This is a genomic window from Hydrogenophaga soli (genome assembly GCF_054777695.1).
Window position 1 is genome coordinate 269,866 of the sequence record NZ_BAAHAK010000001.1, and the last position, 13,373, is coordinate 283,238.

At 65.4% G+C, this 13,373-nt stretch carries 16 protein-coding genes; 8 read left to right on the plus strand and 8 right to left on the minus strand.

Features of this window, described 5'->3' with window-relative positions:
* The first annotated feature begins 307 nt into the window (after window positions 1-307).
* Window positions 308-787 (plus strand): hypothetical protein, encoded by a 480-nt coding sequence (locus tag ACYVB7_RS01205; RefSeq protein WP_460504728.1) that lies wholly within the window; start codon window positions 308-310, stop codon window positions 785-787.
* 37 nt (window positions 788-824) lie between these two features.
* Window positions 825-1,085, plus strand: coding sequence for a hypothetical protein (locus ACYVB7_RS01210; RefSeq protein WP_460504729.1), 261 nt, complete (start codon window positions 825-827; stop codon window positions 1,083-1,085).
* Window positions 1,086-1,238: 153 nt separating this feature from the next.
* Here ACYVB7_RS01210 and ACYVB7_RS01215 read toward each other — a convergent pair whose 3' ends face one another.
* From ACYVB7_RS01215 to ACYVB7_RS01230, 4 genes are all read right to left on the minus strand, one after another.
* Window positions 1,239-2,396: an acyltransferase family protein gene (locus ACYVB7_RS01215; RefSeq protein ID WP_460504730.1), complete on the minus strand. Its 1,158-nt coding sequence runs from the start codon at window positions 2,394-2,396 to the stop codon at window positions 1,239-1,241.
* A gap of 293 nt (window positions 2,397-2,689) precedes the next feature.
* On the minus strand, window positions 2,690-3,349 hold the full coding sequence (kynB, locus tag ACYVB7_RS01220) for a cyclase family protein (RefSeq protein WP_460504731.1): 660 nt from the start codon (window positions 3,347-3,349) through the stop codon (window positions 2,690-2,692).
* Window positions 3,346-4,203, minus strand: a complete 858-nt coding sequence (locus ACYVB7_RS01225; protein ID WP_460504732.1) for an OmpA family protein — start codon at window positions 4,201-4,203, stop codon at window positions 3,346-3,348. Before ACYVB7_RS01225 ends, kynB begins: the two co-directional genes overlap by 4 nt.
* Window positions 4,204-4,219: 16 nt before the next feature.
* Window positions 4,220-4,663 (minus strand): four-helix bundle copper-binding protein, encoded by a 444-nt coding sequence (locus ACYVB7_RS01230; RefSeq protein ID WP_460504733.1) that lies wholly within the window; start codon window positions 4,661-4,663, stop codon window positions 4,220-4,222.
* A gap of 130 nt (window positions 4,664-4,793) precedes the next feature.
* Between ACYVB7_RS01230 and ACYVB7_RS01235 the strand changes: the two genes are divergently transcribed.
* The 3 genes from ACYVB7_RS01235 to ACYVB7_RS01245 are packed head-to-tail and all read left to right on the plus strand — an operon-like array spanning window position 4,794 to window position 7,203.
* The gene (locus ACYVB7_RS01235; protein ID WP_460504734.1) at window positions 4,794-5,081 is read left to right on the plus strand and encodes a FeoA family protein; all 288 of its coding nucleotides are present in this window, start codon (window positions 4,794-4,796) and stop codon (window positions 5,079-5,081) included.
* A complete protein-coding gene (gene feoB, locus ACYVB7_RS01240) occupies window positions 5,078-6,982 on the plus strand; it encodes a ferrous iron transporter B (RefSeq protein WP_460504735.1) in 1,905 nt (634 codons plus the stop codon). The genes ACYVB7_RS01235 and feoB overlap by 4 nt, the downstream gene beginning before the upstream one ends.
* Window positions 6,979-7,203: a hypothetical protein gene (locus ACYVB7_RS01245; RefSeq protein ID WP_460504736.1), complete on the plus strand. Its 225-nt coding sequence runs from the start codon at window positions 6,979-6,981 to the stop codon at window positions 7,201-7,203. The genes feoB and ACYVB7_RS01245 overlap by 4 nt, the downstream gene beginning before the upstream one ends.
* Before the next feature lie 22 nt (window positions 7,204-7,225).
* On the opposite strand, the gene ACYVB7_RS01250 is transcribed toward ACYVB7_RS01245, so the two are convergent.
* Window positions 7,226-7,555 (minus strand): YkgJ family cysteine cluster protein, encoded by a 330-nt coding sequence (locus tag ACYVB7_RS01250; protein ID WP_460504737.1) that lies wholly within the window; start codon window positions 7,553-7,555, stop codon window positions 7,226-7,228.
* Window positions 7,556-8,041: 486 nt separating this feature from the next.
* On the opposite strand from ACYVB7_RS01250, the gene ACYVB7_RS01255 reads away from it, so the two are divergent.
* Window positions 8,042-8,383, plus strand: coding sequence for a DUF3579 domain-containing protein (locus ACYVB7_RS01255; RefSeq protein WP_460504738.1), 342 nt, complete (start codon window positions 8,042-8,044; stop codon window positions 8,381-8,383).
* Window positions 8,384-8,597: 214 nt separating this feature from the next.
* On the opposite strand, the gene rpsT is transcribed toward ACYVB7_RS01255, so the two are convergent.
* Window positions 8,598-8,903 carry a 30S ribosomal protein S20 gene (gene rpsT / locus ACYVB7_RS01260; protein ID WP_460504739.1) on the minus strand — a complete coding sequence of 102 codons (306 nt, stop codon included), beginning with the start codon at window positions 8,901-8,903 and terminating at the stop codon, window positions 8,598-8,600.
* A gap of 73 nt (window positions 8,904-8,976) precedes the next feature.
* Between rpsT and murJ the strand changes: the two genes are divergently transcribed.
* Window positions 8,977-10,548 carry a murein biosynthesis integral membrane protein MurJ gene (murJ, locus tag ACYVB7_RS01265; protein ID WP_460504740.1) on the plus strand — a complete coding sequence of 524 codons (1,572 nt, stop codon included), beginning with the start codon at window positions 8,977-8,979 and terminating at the stop codon, window positions 10,546-10,548.
* A gap of 24 nt (window positions 10,549-10,572) precedes the next feature.
* Window positions 10,573-11,424, plus strand: coding sequence for a SirB1 family protein (locus ACYVB7_RS01270; protein WP_460504741.1), 852 nt, complete (start codon window positions 10,573-10,575; stop codon window positions 11,422-11,424).
* On the opposite strand, the gene ACYVB7_RS01275 is transcribed toward ACYVB7_RS01270, so the two are convergent.
* Entirely contained in the window at window positions 11,405-12,397 is a 993-nt protein-coding gene (locus ACYVB7_RS01275) for a GlxA family transcriptional regulator (protein ID WP_460505108.1), read from the minus strand. The genes ACYVB7_RS01270 and ACYVB7_RS01275 overlap by 20 nt on opposite strands.
* Window positions 12,397-13,293 carry an EamA family transporter gene (locus ACYVB7_RS01280; protein WP_460505109.1) on the minus strand — a complete coding sequence of 299 codons (897 nt, stop codon included), beginning with the start codon at window positions 13,291-13,293 and terminating at the stop codon, window positions 12,397-12,399. The genes ACYVB7_RS01275 and ACYVB7_RS01280 overlap by 1 nt, the downstream gene beginning before the upstream one ends.
* Between the last annotated feature and the right edge of the window lie 80 nt (window positions 13,294-13,373).

Below are 13,373 nucleotides of genomic sequence, written 5' to 3' on the forward strand. Positions count from 1 at the left end.
TGTGCTTTCAGGGTGAGGGGCGTGTGCACCCGTTTGCGGCATCTGGAAGGCCCGATGGGTGGGGTTATTTTGATGATGAAAATTGCCTCTGGCGCTTTAATTGAAAGCACGAGTAGCTACTGTTTTTGTAGTTTCTCCGGGGTGCTTTTGGCGGGAGCACGCGGGGGGGTGTGGCGCTGGCCTGAAACCTTTCCAGACCCGGAAGTTGGCGTGGCGCTTCCCCCAAATGGGGGATGGGCATCAAGACACGCCGTGGTCATAATTCCCGGCTTCTGGTCATTGGGTGTTTTTTCTCTGATTGCTTTCAGTGCGTTCAGCTGGTATTGCTGGTGATTGTGGTTTTGATTTTTTTGGTTGGGATTTCATGAATAAAAAACCAGACAATTTGTTTTTGGAGGGATCGCTCAATGAAGTCCCGCTGTTCTCAAAAGGCGAAAAGCTGATGGCATGGGCTGCAGCCATTTCGTGGTTGTTTTCTGCGGTGTGGGGAACAGTTCAGGATGTGCGCGTTCACCCAAATCCCATTCCTGGATATCGCGTGATCTCTGCAGATTTGTGGGTGGCCTGGCCTGTGAGTATTCTTTGTCTGTATGTGCTTTGGGTTGTGGCGTTTCAGAGAAGGCACAATGCCCTTGGATTGGCTTGTCTTTCTGGATATGTTGGCAGTGCATGGTTGGGGGTGGCAATGTTTGTCTCTCCTAGTCCTGCCATTGTTTTTGCATTCATGTCTGGATATATTTTTCAGGCGGCAAAAAAACTCAAGCAGAACACGCCTTTTTCGGCATGACGTTCTGCACGCACCGCGCAAAATCAACCCCTCTCCCATGTTTCGGATTCAGATGTTTGCAGGCATCAAATCACGCTTCAAGTTCCGCGCTGGCCGGGTGGTGGAAGGCAGCCTGTGGCTGCTGGAAGGGCTGGCTGCCGTGGGGCTGGTGAGTGGCGCGGTGCTCGTGGCGGCCATCGGCAAGCTGGTGCTGGGCGGCTTGTTGGGGGTGTTGGGCTTGGGCGTGTGGGCCCGCATGCACCGCCGGATGCAGCGGGGCCACGCCCGGCCTACCGTGCAGGGCAAAATTTCAGAATAAAAAGTGCACCTGGCGCTTTTTTATCAAGCGCAAGCAGCTATCAAAAGTGTAGTTTTGAAGAGGCGTTGCCACTGGCGCACAGGTTTAAAAGGTGTGGCTTCTCAGGTCAGCCGATACAACGCGGCGATTGCGGGCTGCGGATGCCATGGCCGATCAGCAAGTGAGGGCCTCTTTGCCTTGTGCAAACCGTTGCGCGACGACGCGCCCGCGGGCTCGCCAGGGCTTTTCAACCAGTTGATAGCTCAATTCGACAAAAACGGCGAGCACGAAGCAACCCATCACAATCAGCAATGCCACGGAATGCTCTTTGAAAATTGAATGAGCAAACCAGCTGCTGTTTGCGATGGATTTTGCTGTTGCGAAGGAAACAATATGAGCCAGATAAATGGAGAAAGATCGTTGGCCAAGAGCAGTCAGCCAGTGCCTTGCCTTGCAGGTTTTCATGACGTACCCACGGTTGTATGAGGCCAGCCAGACCAGCAAAAAACACGCGAATGCCAATAGACCCATGTACCGTTCAACAGGTTGTGCGGTGGGGATCCATGCAATCCCCGTTACCAAAGCCATTGCAAATGCGCGGCCTGCACGGTGATTCAACCACTTTGGTTCAATTCTTTGGTACAGGGCTTGGTTTGAAATGACGGCCAGCAGCACACCCAGCGCAATGGCATCCGTGCGGATGAATGATAAAAGTCCAGACCAGTGGTGCCGGGTGATCAGCATCTGTGCAAGTGCCAGAATCAGCATCGTGATTCCAAGGTGTCTTCTCGTGATGAATATAACCAAGGGAATCAATAAATAAAATTGCTCCTCCAGAGAAAGGCTCCAGTACACATGCAGATTTTGGCAGTGGTGAGAGACGCCGATGGTGCACAGGTAGAAATTGATGTTGGCGTAATGCAGGATTGCGGCCAATGCGTCAAACATGAAATCTGAGTTTTTTGTCAGTATGCTCAAGCCGTTGTAGGCGATCAGTGAAAAGATCCAAAGCCATGCTGCTGGAATGATGCGGTACCAACGCTTGATCCAAAAAGCCACTACGGCACGCCAATATGTTGTGCCACTGGCATGCATGAGATCAGGGATCAAGCCACGGGCAATCACAAATCCTGAAATGCAAAAAAACAGGTCAACGCCTGACCAAAGGCCCTCAAGGCTGATTCCCCATGGAATTTGAAAATCACCCAGCAGCGCTGGATAGTGATGCACCACCACGAACAAGACAGCCACAGCACGCAGCACCTCAATTTCTTCGTTGTGATTGGTCGTGCTGTGCGGCTGTTCAGATGAATTCGGTAACTTTATTTTCATTGATTGTTCGGGTCAGATGGTCGGACCCAGGATTGAGTGTTCAGGTGAATGAAACAGGTTCATTTCTTCACCGACTGGATCGTTCAAATTCCTCTGTGTTCCTGAAGGCAGCAGGATTCAAGTTTCGTCAGAGGCGCGTGGCGGCAGGTGGTCGGATGTGTCACATAGGGCTGGCGCCCCAGGGAATGTTCTGCGGCGCAGCGGATTTGCGCTTTTTATCAAGCGCAAGCAGCTATCAAAAGTGTAGTTCCCTGGGGGCGGCCTTCACCCCGCGGGCTGACGCCGCAGCCCCCTCAAACCCCGCGCAGCACCGCCCGCACCGGGCTGGCGTCGGCGGTCATCAGCTTCAGGGGCAGGGCGATCAGTTCGCAGTCGCCCTCGGGGGCGTGGTCCAGCACCAGGTTTTCCAGCACGCGCAGGCCGTGGCGGCGCAGCGCCTGGTGGGCGGGCAGGTCCTTGCTGTCGGCGGGGTCCACGCTGGCGCTGTCGGTGCCCAGCAGTTGCACGCCCAGGCTGGCCAGCCAGTCCACGGTTTCGGCGGCAAAGGCGGGCAGGGCGGGGTCGAACCGGTCCTGCGGCATGCGGGCATACACGCGCACCAGCACGCGGGGCGGCGGCGGGGCACTGGCGTGGATGGCGTGGGCCAGGTGTTCGGGCCGCACCAGCGGGCCGCAGCCCAGCGCATGCACCACGCGGCAGGGGCCGATGAAAGGCTCCAGGCTCACCGCGCCAATGGCCGCGCCGTGCGGGTCGTAATGCAGGGGAGCGTCGGCATGCGCACCCACGTGGGGCGAGAGGGTGATGGCCGCCACGTTGACCGGGCAGCCCGGCCCCAGCGTGGCCGACCACTGCTGGCTGTAGGCCGTGTCACCCGGGAACACGGGCGACGTGGCGTGGACGGGGGGCGAAATGTCCAGCAGCACGCCGGGCGCCAGGGGAGGGGAGGTACTCATTGTTTGACCAGTTCCACGCGACGGTTTTTGGCGCGGCCTTCTTCGGTGCGGTTGTCGGCAATGGGGCGTTCCTGGCCGAACCCGGCGCTGCGCAGGCGGTCGGCAGCGATGCCGCTGGCCACCACGGCGTCCAGAACGGCCTTGGCGCGGTTTTCCGACAGGGTTTTGTTGGCCGCGGGTGTGCCCGCGTTGTCGGTGTGGCCTTCAATCGACACCTTGAGGCCGGGGTTGTTCTTGAGCAGGGTGCTCACCTCGGCGACCAGCCCGCGGGAGTCGGGTTTGATGTCCCACTTGCCGGTGTCGAAGTTGATGTGGAGGGTGATGAAGCCCGCGCTGCTGAGTTCGTCCAGCATCTTCTGCGCCGAAATGACCTGGGCAGCCGCGTCCTCCTGCAGCACCACCAGCTTGTAGCTGCTCCAATTGCCCCCAACCACCGCCGAGTCGCTGGTGAGGTGCACCCACACGTCCTTGCCTTCCACGTTGACCCGGGCGGTCAGGCGGTCGCCCAGCGAGCTTTTGGCCGGGTCTTGCAACAGCGTGCCGCCGATCTGCCCGATGGCGTTGGCGTAGTTGCCCGCGATGTACTTGGGTGACGCGCCCTGCGTCGGATTGGCCACCTTGTAGACCACCTCGGTCTTGACGCCCATGCCCTGGTGCTGGCCACCGGGCCAGCGGAAGTCGTGCGCGTCGTTGCCGGTCTTGCAACTGGCAATCACGAAGTTGGGGATGCGCTTGGGGAACATGGCCGGATCTTTGCAACCCTTGGCGTCCTGGGCCTGCGCCGTGCAGGCCACCGACAGCACACACACCGCCAGCGCGGCGGACAGGAAGGAGGGGCGGGGCGGGGTGCTCATGGGCGTGCTCCCAGGCTCAGGCCAGCACGGCCTTGCAGGCGTTGATGCAGGCAGTGCACGACTCGCGGCAGGCCTTGCATTCGGCGTGCTGGTTTTCGTGCTTTTTGCACTCGGCTTCGCAGGCGGTGCAGGCGTCCAGGGCCACCTTGGCCAGGGCAGGGGTGAGTTTGGCGTTCTGGGCGGCCAGGTTTTGCAGGGCACCGCACAGGGCCAGCATTTGGTTCACGTTCTGGGCGCAGGCGGCCATGGCCTTGTCACCCTGACCCAGCAGCACCAGGCAGTGGGCCAGGCAGGCCTGACCTTTGACCACGCAGTCGGCGGTGGCGGCCAGCAGCTCGGCATAGGGAGCCGCGGCGGCGTGGTGATGGTGGTGGCTGTGTTCGTCCGCCGCCTGGGCGTGGGCGGTCAGCCCGGTGGCAGCCAGGGCGGCAAAAGCGCCCAACAGATCGCGTCGTTCCATGTGAAAGCTCCCTTGGGAAGAGGTGGTGCCCGAAGTGGGCAAAAGACAGGCTGCAAGGATAGCGCCGCACCGCAGGTTTGACCCTGGTCAAGGACGTGGCGTATCATGTAAATGAGAATCTATCGCAATCATGAGTACTCCCACCCACCCCATCCCCTCGTTCCGTGGCCTGGATCAGTGGCCGTTGCAGACTGACGCCCAGGTGGCTTCGCTGGCCACCCCGGCCGATGCCGAGCAGGCCCACACGCTGTTGCGGCTGATGGAAATCGGATTCCTGCCCGGTGAAACCGTGCGCCCGCTGGCCCGGGGCTCGCTGGGTGGCGACCCCTTGGCGGTGCGCGTGGGGCGCAGCACCTTTGCGCTGCGCAAACACGAGGCGGCGTTGATCCAGGTGGCTCAGGTGGGGGTGGCGGCATGAACGCCACCGTCTACCAACCTCCTGGCCACCCCAGCCTGCGCGTGGCGCTGCTGGGCAACCCCAACTGCGGCAAGACGGCGCTGTTCAACCTGCTGACCGGCAGCCGCCAGAAGGTGGCCAACTACGCCGGTGTGACGGTGGAGCGCAAGGAGGGCCTGCTGGTCACCCCCGGCGGGCGGCGCGTGCGTGTGCTGGACCTGCCCGGTGCCTACAGCCTCAACCCCCTGAGCGACGACGAGGCCGTGACCCGCGACGTGGTGACCGGCGCCCGCCCCGGCGAGGCCCGGCCCGACCTGCTGGTGTGTGTGGCCGACGCCACCCACCTGCGCCTGAACCTGCGCCTGGTGCTGGAGGCCCGCCAACTGGGCCTGCCCATGGTGTTGGTGCTCAACATGATGGACGTGGCCCGCGAGCAGGGCGTGGAGATCGACCTGCCCCGCCTGTCCGCCGAGTTGGACATGCCGGTGGTGCCCGTGGTCAGCATCCAGCCCAACGGTGCGTCCGACCTGGTGGCACTGGTGGAAGACTGGGCCTCCCCGCCCCCTGCTCAGGCCGAGTTGCCCGGTGTGGCCGGTGCTTGGCAAGCCCCCACACCTGAAGAGGTGACGGCCACCCACCAGCAGGTGCGCCGCATCGTGGCCGCCGCAGTGCGTGAACCCACCCAGGCCCTGGCCCGCGACGACGCCATCGACCGCGTGGTGCTGCACCCGGTGTGGGGCATGCTGCTGCTGACGGCGGTGCTGTTCCTGATGTTCCAGGCCGTGTTCAGCTGGGCGTCGGCCCCCATGGACCTGATCAAGACGGGCATGGAGGCCCTGGGCGGCTGGGTGGGCGACCACCTGGCCGAAGGGCCGCTGCGCAGCCTGCTCATCGATGGTGTGGTGGCCGGGGTGGGCAGCGTGCTGGTGTTCCTGCCGCAAATCCTCATTCTGTTTGCCTTCATCCTGGTGTTGGAGGATTCCGGCTACCTGCCCCGCGCCGCGTTTTTGCTGGACCGGGTCATGGGCACGGTGGGCCTGTCGGGCCGCAGCTTCATCCCGCTGCTGTCCAGTTTTGCGTGTGCGGTGCCGGGCATCATGGCCACGCGCACCATCACCCACTGGCGTGACCGGTGGCTGACCATTGTGGTGGCCCCGCTGATGACCTGTTCGGCACGTTTGCCGGTGTACGCGCTGCTGATCGGGGCCTTCATCCCCAGCCGCCCAGTGTTGGGCGTGTTCAACCTGCAAGGCCTGGTGATGTTTGCCTTGTACGTGGCCGGCATCCTGTCGGCCATGGCGGTGGCCGGGGTGGTCAAGCTGTGGCGGGGCGATGCCCACGCCACCCCGCTGCTGATGGAGCTGCCCGCCTACCGCCTGCCCAACCTGCGGGCGCTGTGGCGCGGCCTGTGGGAACGGGCCATGATTTTTGTGCAGCGCGTGGGCACCATCATCCTGGCCATCATGGTGGTGTTGTGGTTCCTGTCCACCTACCCGGCCCCGCCCGAAGGGGCCACCGGCCCGGCCATCCAGTACAGCCTGGCCGGGCAGCTGGGGCAGGCCCTGCAGCCGCTGTTTGCACCGTTGGGCTTCAACTGGCAGATCGTGGTGGCCCTGGTGCCCGGCATGGCCGCGCGCGAGGTGGCCGTGGGCGCACTGGGCACGGTGTACGCGCTGTCGGCCCAGGGCGAGGACGTGGCCGATCAGCTCATGCCGCTGCTGGCGGCTGACTGGTCGCTGCCCATGGCCCTGGCCATGCTGGCCTGGTATGTGTACGCGCCCCAGTGCATCTCCACCCTGGTGGCGGTGCGGCGCGAGGCGGGCGGCTGGCGGCCGGTGTTCTGGTTGACGGCATATTTGTTTGGTTTGGCGTATGGCATGGCGTGGTTGACCTACCGCGTGGCCAGTGGGGTGTTGTCATGACGATGGATGTTCAAACCGTGGTGGTGGGCGTGTGTGTGGCCGTGGCCGCCGTGTACAGCAGCTGGCGCACCTGGCGACGGCTGTCCAGCCTGCCCCAGGCGGGCGAGGACCAGGGCGGCTCGGCCCCCGGGGCAGAGGGCTCCGGGGCCTGTGGTCCGGCACGGGGCGGCTGCGCGGGTTGTGGTGGCGGCTGCGCCCCCAAACACCGCACCGGGCGCTGAACGGCCTCGGGGTGGCGCGGGCTCAGCCGTGCAGCAACGCGGACAACGGTGGCAGCCCGTGGTGGGCGCGGGCCTTGCGGCAGCCCTCGGTGCCTTCGGTCAACTCCCGGCAGGGCAGGGGCCGTTGCAGGTAGATGTTGCAACCCACCGCCTGGCCCACCTGGCCGGTGAGTGCCACGCAGCGGATGGGCACCTCGCCCGTGCCCTTCATGCGGCAGGTGACACCGCCCACGGGCTCCGTCAGGTGGCTGGGCACGGTGCCACCGAGTTCATCCAGTTCGTACACCGCAAACTGCACCCGGTAGTGGGCACAGCAAGCGCCACAGTGCTGGCAGGCGCTGGCTTGGGGCATGCGTGAAAATCTTCAAAAATCAGAGCTGTCTGCGCTTGTCATGAAAGCGCTGGAGGCTGATTTTCCTTGAAATTTTGGCGCTGCCGTGGTGGGCCTCTGCCTGGGGCGACCCCCGCGGGCGGGCTGTGGGTGGGGCTCCTCGCCGGTGGTCCGCTGCGCGGACTGCGCTGCGGTGCTCGACCGCGGGGCGCGTCGCGGAACTCACGCCGCTTTGCTGCGCAAAGCTCTGTTCAGACAACCGCGACGGGTCAGAGGTGGAAGGTGCGCTGGCGCGCACCCGCCCCGCGGTCTGTGCGCCTCGCCACCTACGAAGGAGCCCCACCCACAGCCCGCCCGCGGGGTCACCCCAGGCAGAGGCCCACCGCGGCAACCCTGCATTTCCGCCCAAGTCTTATATAAGATAGAATTGTTGCAATGCAGCACCAGTGATCCTGGTTGCCTGCGGCCGGTCTCCATCGAATCCCACCGACAACGCCCCGCGCACCCATGGTCTCCAGCACTTCCAAGCAGGTGTTCATTCAGGGGGTCACGAAAAGTGGCCGCACCTTCCGTCCCTCCGATTGGGCCGAACGTCTGGCGGGCGTGATGAGCCAATTCCGTCCCGGGGGCTCGCACCCGGGCAGCCACATTTCCTATTCGCCCTGGTGTGTGCCCACGGTGATCAACGGCATCAAGGTGGTCATCGTGCACCGCGACCTGCGCGATTTCGAGCCCATGGCCTGGGACTTCTGCATGAACTTCGCCCGCGACAACGACCTTCAGGTGTCCGAGGGTTGTCTGCTGCCCGACGCCCCCAAAGAAGCGGCCAAAACCGCCCCCAAGGCCTGACCCCATCCCCCCTTCCCCCCTTCCGACCCTTGCCTCCACGCGCCTCGCTTCAAAAGCGAAGCGCCCAAGAAAAAACCGCCAGGGCTTGCGCCAAGGCGGTTTCTCTTTTTTTGCTGGCAGCGCACCGTTTCAAACGGCGGTGTGGGTTGGCTTGCACCAGCCCCCACCGGGCTGAGTGGCGCAGACAGCAGGCTGCTGCGCCGGGGTGGCCTGTTTAGGCAGCGGCAGCTGCGAGGTTCAGGGCTTTGACCTGAGCGCTCAGGCGGCTCTTGTCGCGAGCGGCCTTGTTCTTGTGGAAGATGCCCTTGTCGGCAACGGCGTCCACCACGGATTGCATCTTGGCGAAGGCTTCGGTGGCCTTGGCCTTGTCGCCAGAAGCGACGGCCTTTTCAACGTTCTTCACGAACGTGCGGTACTTGGAACGCAGCGAGGTGTTGGCGGCGTTCAGTTTGACGTCCTGGCGGGCGCGTTTGCGACCGGAGGCCAGGCGGGGGTTCTTTTTCTTCGGCTTGGTTGCCATGATTCAATGTCCTTGTGGGTTTGGGGATGTTGCCAGCAAAGCCCGCGATTGTAACCTCCCGTACACTGGCCGTGTGAACCTGTTCAAAGCCGCCTCCACCATCTCGCTGCTCACCCTGGCCTCGCGCGTCACGGGGCTGGTGCGCCAGCTGCTCATGGCGGCGATGTTCGGTGCCGGTCCCATGACCGACGCCTTCAACGTCGCCTTCCGCATCCCCAACATGCTGCGCCGCCTGTTTGCCGAAGGCGCGTTCAGCCAGGCTTTTGTGCCCGTGCTGGCGGGCATGAAGGAAAAAGAGGGCGAAGCGGCCACCAAGTTGCTGATCGACCAGATTGCCACCGTGCTGGTGTGGGCGCTGCTGGCCACCTGTGTGGTGGGCGTGGCGGGCTCGCCCTGGCTGGTGTGGGCCATGGCCAGCGGCCTGCAGCAAAACCCGCAGGGTTATGACGCCGCGGTGCTGATGACGCGCTGGATGTTTCCCTACATCGGCTTCATGTCGCTGGTGGCCTTGTCCGCCGGCATCCTCAACACCTGGAAGCGGTTTGCCGTGCCTGCCGCCACACCGGTGCTGCTCAACCTGAGCATGATCGCCGCCGCCTGGTGGGGCGCGCCCTGGCTGAAGGCCCAGGGCGTGGAGCCCATTTACGCCATGGCCGCAGGCGTCATGGTGGGTGGGGTGTTGCAGTTGGGCGTGCAGATTCCGGTGCTGCTCCGCCTGGGTTTGTTGCCCCGGCCATCGCTGCGCTGGGCAGCGTTGGTGGCGGCATGGCAGCACCCCGGCACCCGGCGGGTGACCCGCCTCATGCTGCCCGCGCTGCTGGGGGTGAGCGTGGCGCAGGTGTCGCTGCTCATCAACACGCAAATTGCGTCGCACCTTGCGCCGGGCAGCGTCAGCTGGCTGTCGTATGCCGATTTGCTGATGGAATTTCCCACCGCCATGCTGGGCGTGGCCCTGGGCTCGGTGCTGCTGCCTCAGTTGTCGGCGGCACGCTCCGCCGACGACACGCAGCGCTACAGCCACCTGCTGGACTGGGGCTTGCGCCTGGTGGTGGTGCTGGCCGTGCCCTGCGCCGTGGCCTTGCTGACGTTTGCCCAGCCCCTGGTGGCCGTGCTGTACCACCATGGCGCCTTCAAGCCCGAAGACGTGCAGCAGACCGCCACGGCCCTGGCCGGTTACGGCGTGGGACTGTTGGGCCTGGTGGCCATCAAGGTGCTGGCCCCGGGCTACTACGCCCGCCAGGACATCAAGACCCCCGTGCGCATTGCGGTGGTGGTGCTGGTGCTCACCCAGCTCATGAACCTGGTGTTTGTGCCCCAGCTGGCGCATGCGGGGTTGGCCCTGTCCATCGGGCTGGGGGCCATGGTCAACGCCGGGTGGCTGCTGGTGGGGTTGATCCGCCGCGGCTCGTTCCAGCCCCAGCCGGGTTGGGGTCGCTTCATCTTGCAGGTGGTGGCGGGCAGTGCGCTGCTGGCCATCGGCCTGATGGTGTGCGCCCAGCAGATCGACTGGCTGGGCATGGGGCAGGCCAAGTTGCAGCGCACCCTGCTGCTGGCCGCGGTGGTGGCCGGTGCGGCGGTGGTGTACCTGGGGGCGCTGGTGGCCGCAGGCTTGCAGTGGCGATCTTTGCTGCGCCGTGCGGTGTGACGGCAGATGGGGTAACGTGCCGCCATGTCTTTCTTGTTTGCTCCGCCCACCGCCCTGGGCTACTTTGCCACGCTGACCCAGGACGACGACCAGTTTCCGCTGCTGGAGGCTGCCGCCAGCCTGGCCCAGGACGAATACCCTGACCTGGACGTTCAACAGGTGCTGGGCGAGGTGGACCAACTGCTGGCCCGCCTGCGCCGCCGCGTGAGTGCCGATGCCTCGGCCCTGCAACGGCTGCAACAGCTCAACCGTTTTTTCTTCCGCGACCTGGGCTTTGCGGGCAACGCCAACCATTTTCACGACCCCGACAACAGCCATTTGAACGTGGTGCTGCGCACCCGCCGGGGCATCCCGGTCAGCCTGGCCGTGTTGTGGTTGGAACTGGCCCAGGGCCTCAAGCTCAAGGCCCACGGGGTGGGTTTTCCGGGGCACTTTCTGGTGAAGGTGGCCTTGCCCCAGGGGCAGGTGGTGGTGGACCCGTTGTCGGGCCAATCCCTCAGCCGCGAAGACCTGCTGGAGCGCCTGGAGCCCTTTCAGCAGGCGCAAGGGCTGGTGGGCGATTTCGAGGTGCCGCTGGGCCTGTACCTGCAACCCTGCCCGGGGCGCGACATCGTGGCCCGCATGCTGCGCAACCTGAAGGAAATCCACCGCACGGCGGAAGACTGGCCACGCATGCTGGCCGTGCAAGAGCGCTTGGTGGTGTTGCTGCCCGACGTGGCCGACGAACTGCGCGACCGCGGGCTGGTGCGCGCCGAACTGGGCCACACCGCCGAAGCCATTGACGATTTGCGTGCCTACGTTCGCCAGGCCCCCGACGCGCTGGACGTGAACGTGGTCAAAGACCGCCTGGTGGAGCTCAGCCAGCAGGCGGGCTGACGCTGGCCGCCGAGGGCGTGCCCGCCAACCCGGCCTGATGCCAGGCCCGGCGCAACTGCGTGTCGGAGCTGAAGCCTGCCAAGTCGGCGGCCTGCCCCACGTTCAAACCGCTGCGCAAGGCCGATTGCGCCACCGCCAACCGAATCTGCCGCACGTACTGCTGCGGGGCAATGCCCGCGTGGGCCACGAACAAGCGTGTGAGGTGGCGCGGTGAGGTGCAGGCCACCTCGGCCAGGCGGGGCAGGGTCCAGTCGGTGCGCGGGGCCTGGCTCACCGCGTCCTGCACCCGGTGCACCATGGGCTGCAGGTGGTGGCGGTGGTTCAGGAAGGGCGACAACTCGGGGTCTTGCGGCCCCCGGCGCAGCGCCACCACCAGGGTCTGGGCCACGGCGGCGGCCAGCGCCGGCCCGCACACACCGCCCACGCGGTGCAGGAACAGGTCGATGCCCGTGGTCACGCCCGCGCTGCAGCACACCGGGCCGTCGGTCACGAACACCCGGTTGGTTTGCACTTGGCAGCGTGGGTCCACCTGCCGCAATTCGTCCAGGTGCTGGTGGTGGGTGGTGGCCTGGCGCCCGGTCAGCAGCCCGGCCTCGGCGGCGATGATGGCCCCCGCGCACACGCACAGCAGTTCCACCCGCCCGGTGTGCAACCTCAGGCCGCGCAGCCAGTGCAGGGCAGCCCGCATGGCGGGGGTGGACAGGTCCACCCGGTCGCCGGGCTGGCCCACCACCACCACCCAGTGCACGTCGGCTGGCGCGTGGGGGGCGGACAGGTCGGGCAGTGGCTCCAGGCCGCACACCAGGGCCCCCACCGACGACACCGCTTGCGCCTCGGGCCCCACAAAGTGCAGGTCAAACAACGCGGCCTGGCCCTGGGCTTGCAGGCAGCGGTTGGCCACGCGCAGCACTTCGGCGGGGCCAGCCCAGTCCAGCACCAAGCTGCCGGGCAGCAGCACAAAATGAACGTGGATCACGCGCCCCTCCAGCGGGCCAGCACCCGGCGACCGAAGGTGTGCACGGCCAACCCGGCCAGGATGGTGGCCGCACCCGCCAGTTGCATGGCCGACAGGTCCTCGCCCAGCAGCAGCCAGGCGCTGCTCAGGCCCACCACCGGCACCAGCAGCGGCAGCGGGGCCACCGTGGACGTGGGCAGGCGCGACAGCAGCGTGCCCCACAGCGTGTAGCCCAGCACGGTGGCGGCATAGGCCAGGTAGGCCACGGCCCCCACGGTGCCCCAGCCCAGTCCGGCCCAGGCGGCGGCCATGCGCTCGGGTCCTTCAACCGCCCACGACAGCGCCAGGAACGGCAGCACCGGCACCGCCGCGCTCCACACCACCACGCCCAGCAGGTCGGGCGTGGCCATGCGTTTGCTGATGACGTTGCCGCAGGCCCAGCTGAAGGCCGCGCCCAGGGTGAGCAGCAGGCCGGGCAGGCTCATCTGGCTGCCCCCACTGGCCCCCAGGCTGTGGCTGCCCAGCCACCACAGGCCCAGGCCCGCCGTCAGCAGCCCCAGCACGTTGGTGGCGTGCAGGCGTTCGGGCCAGATCAGCAGCGACAAGCCCAGCGTGAACACCACCTGCACCTGCAACACCAGCGAGGCCAGCCCCGCCGGCATGCCCACCGCCATGGCCCAGAACAGCAGGGCAAACTGGCCCAGGCTGATGGTGAGCCCATAGGCCACCAGCCAGCGCCAGTCCACCCGCGGGCGCGGCACCCACAACACCGCCGGGAACAGCACCAGCCCGAAGCGCAAGGCCCCCAGCAAAAACGGCGGAATGCCCCCCTTCAGCCCCACTTTGATGACCACGAAGTTCAACCCCCAGATGCCCACCACCGCCAGGGCCATCAGCCACTGGCGCAGGGACATGGACGCCGCGGACGCGGGTGATGCGGGCGATGCGGGCGGTGCAGACGAGGGGGCGGCAGACACGGCAGGGGCAGACGAGG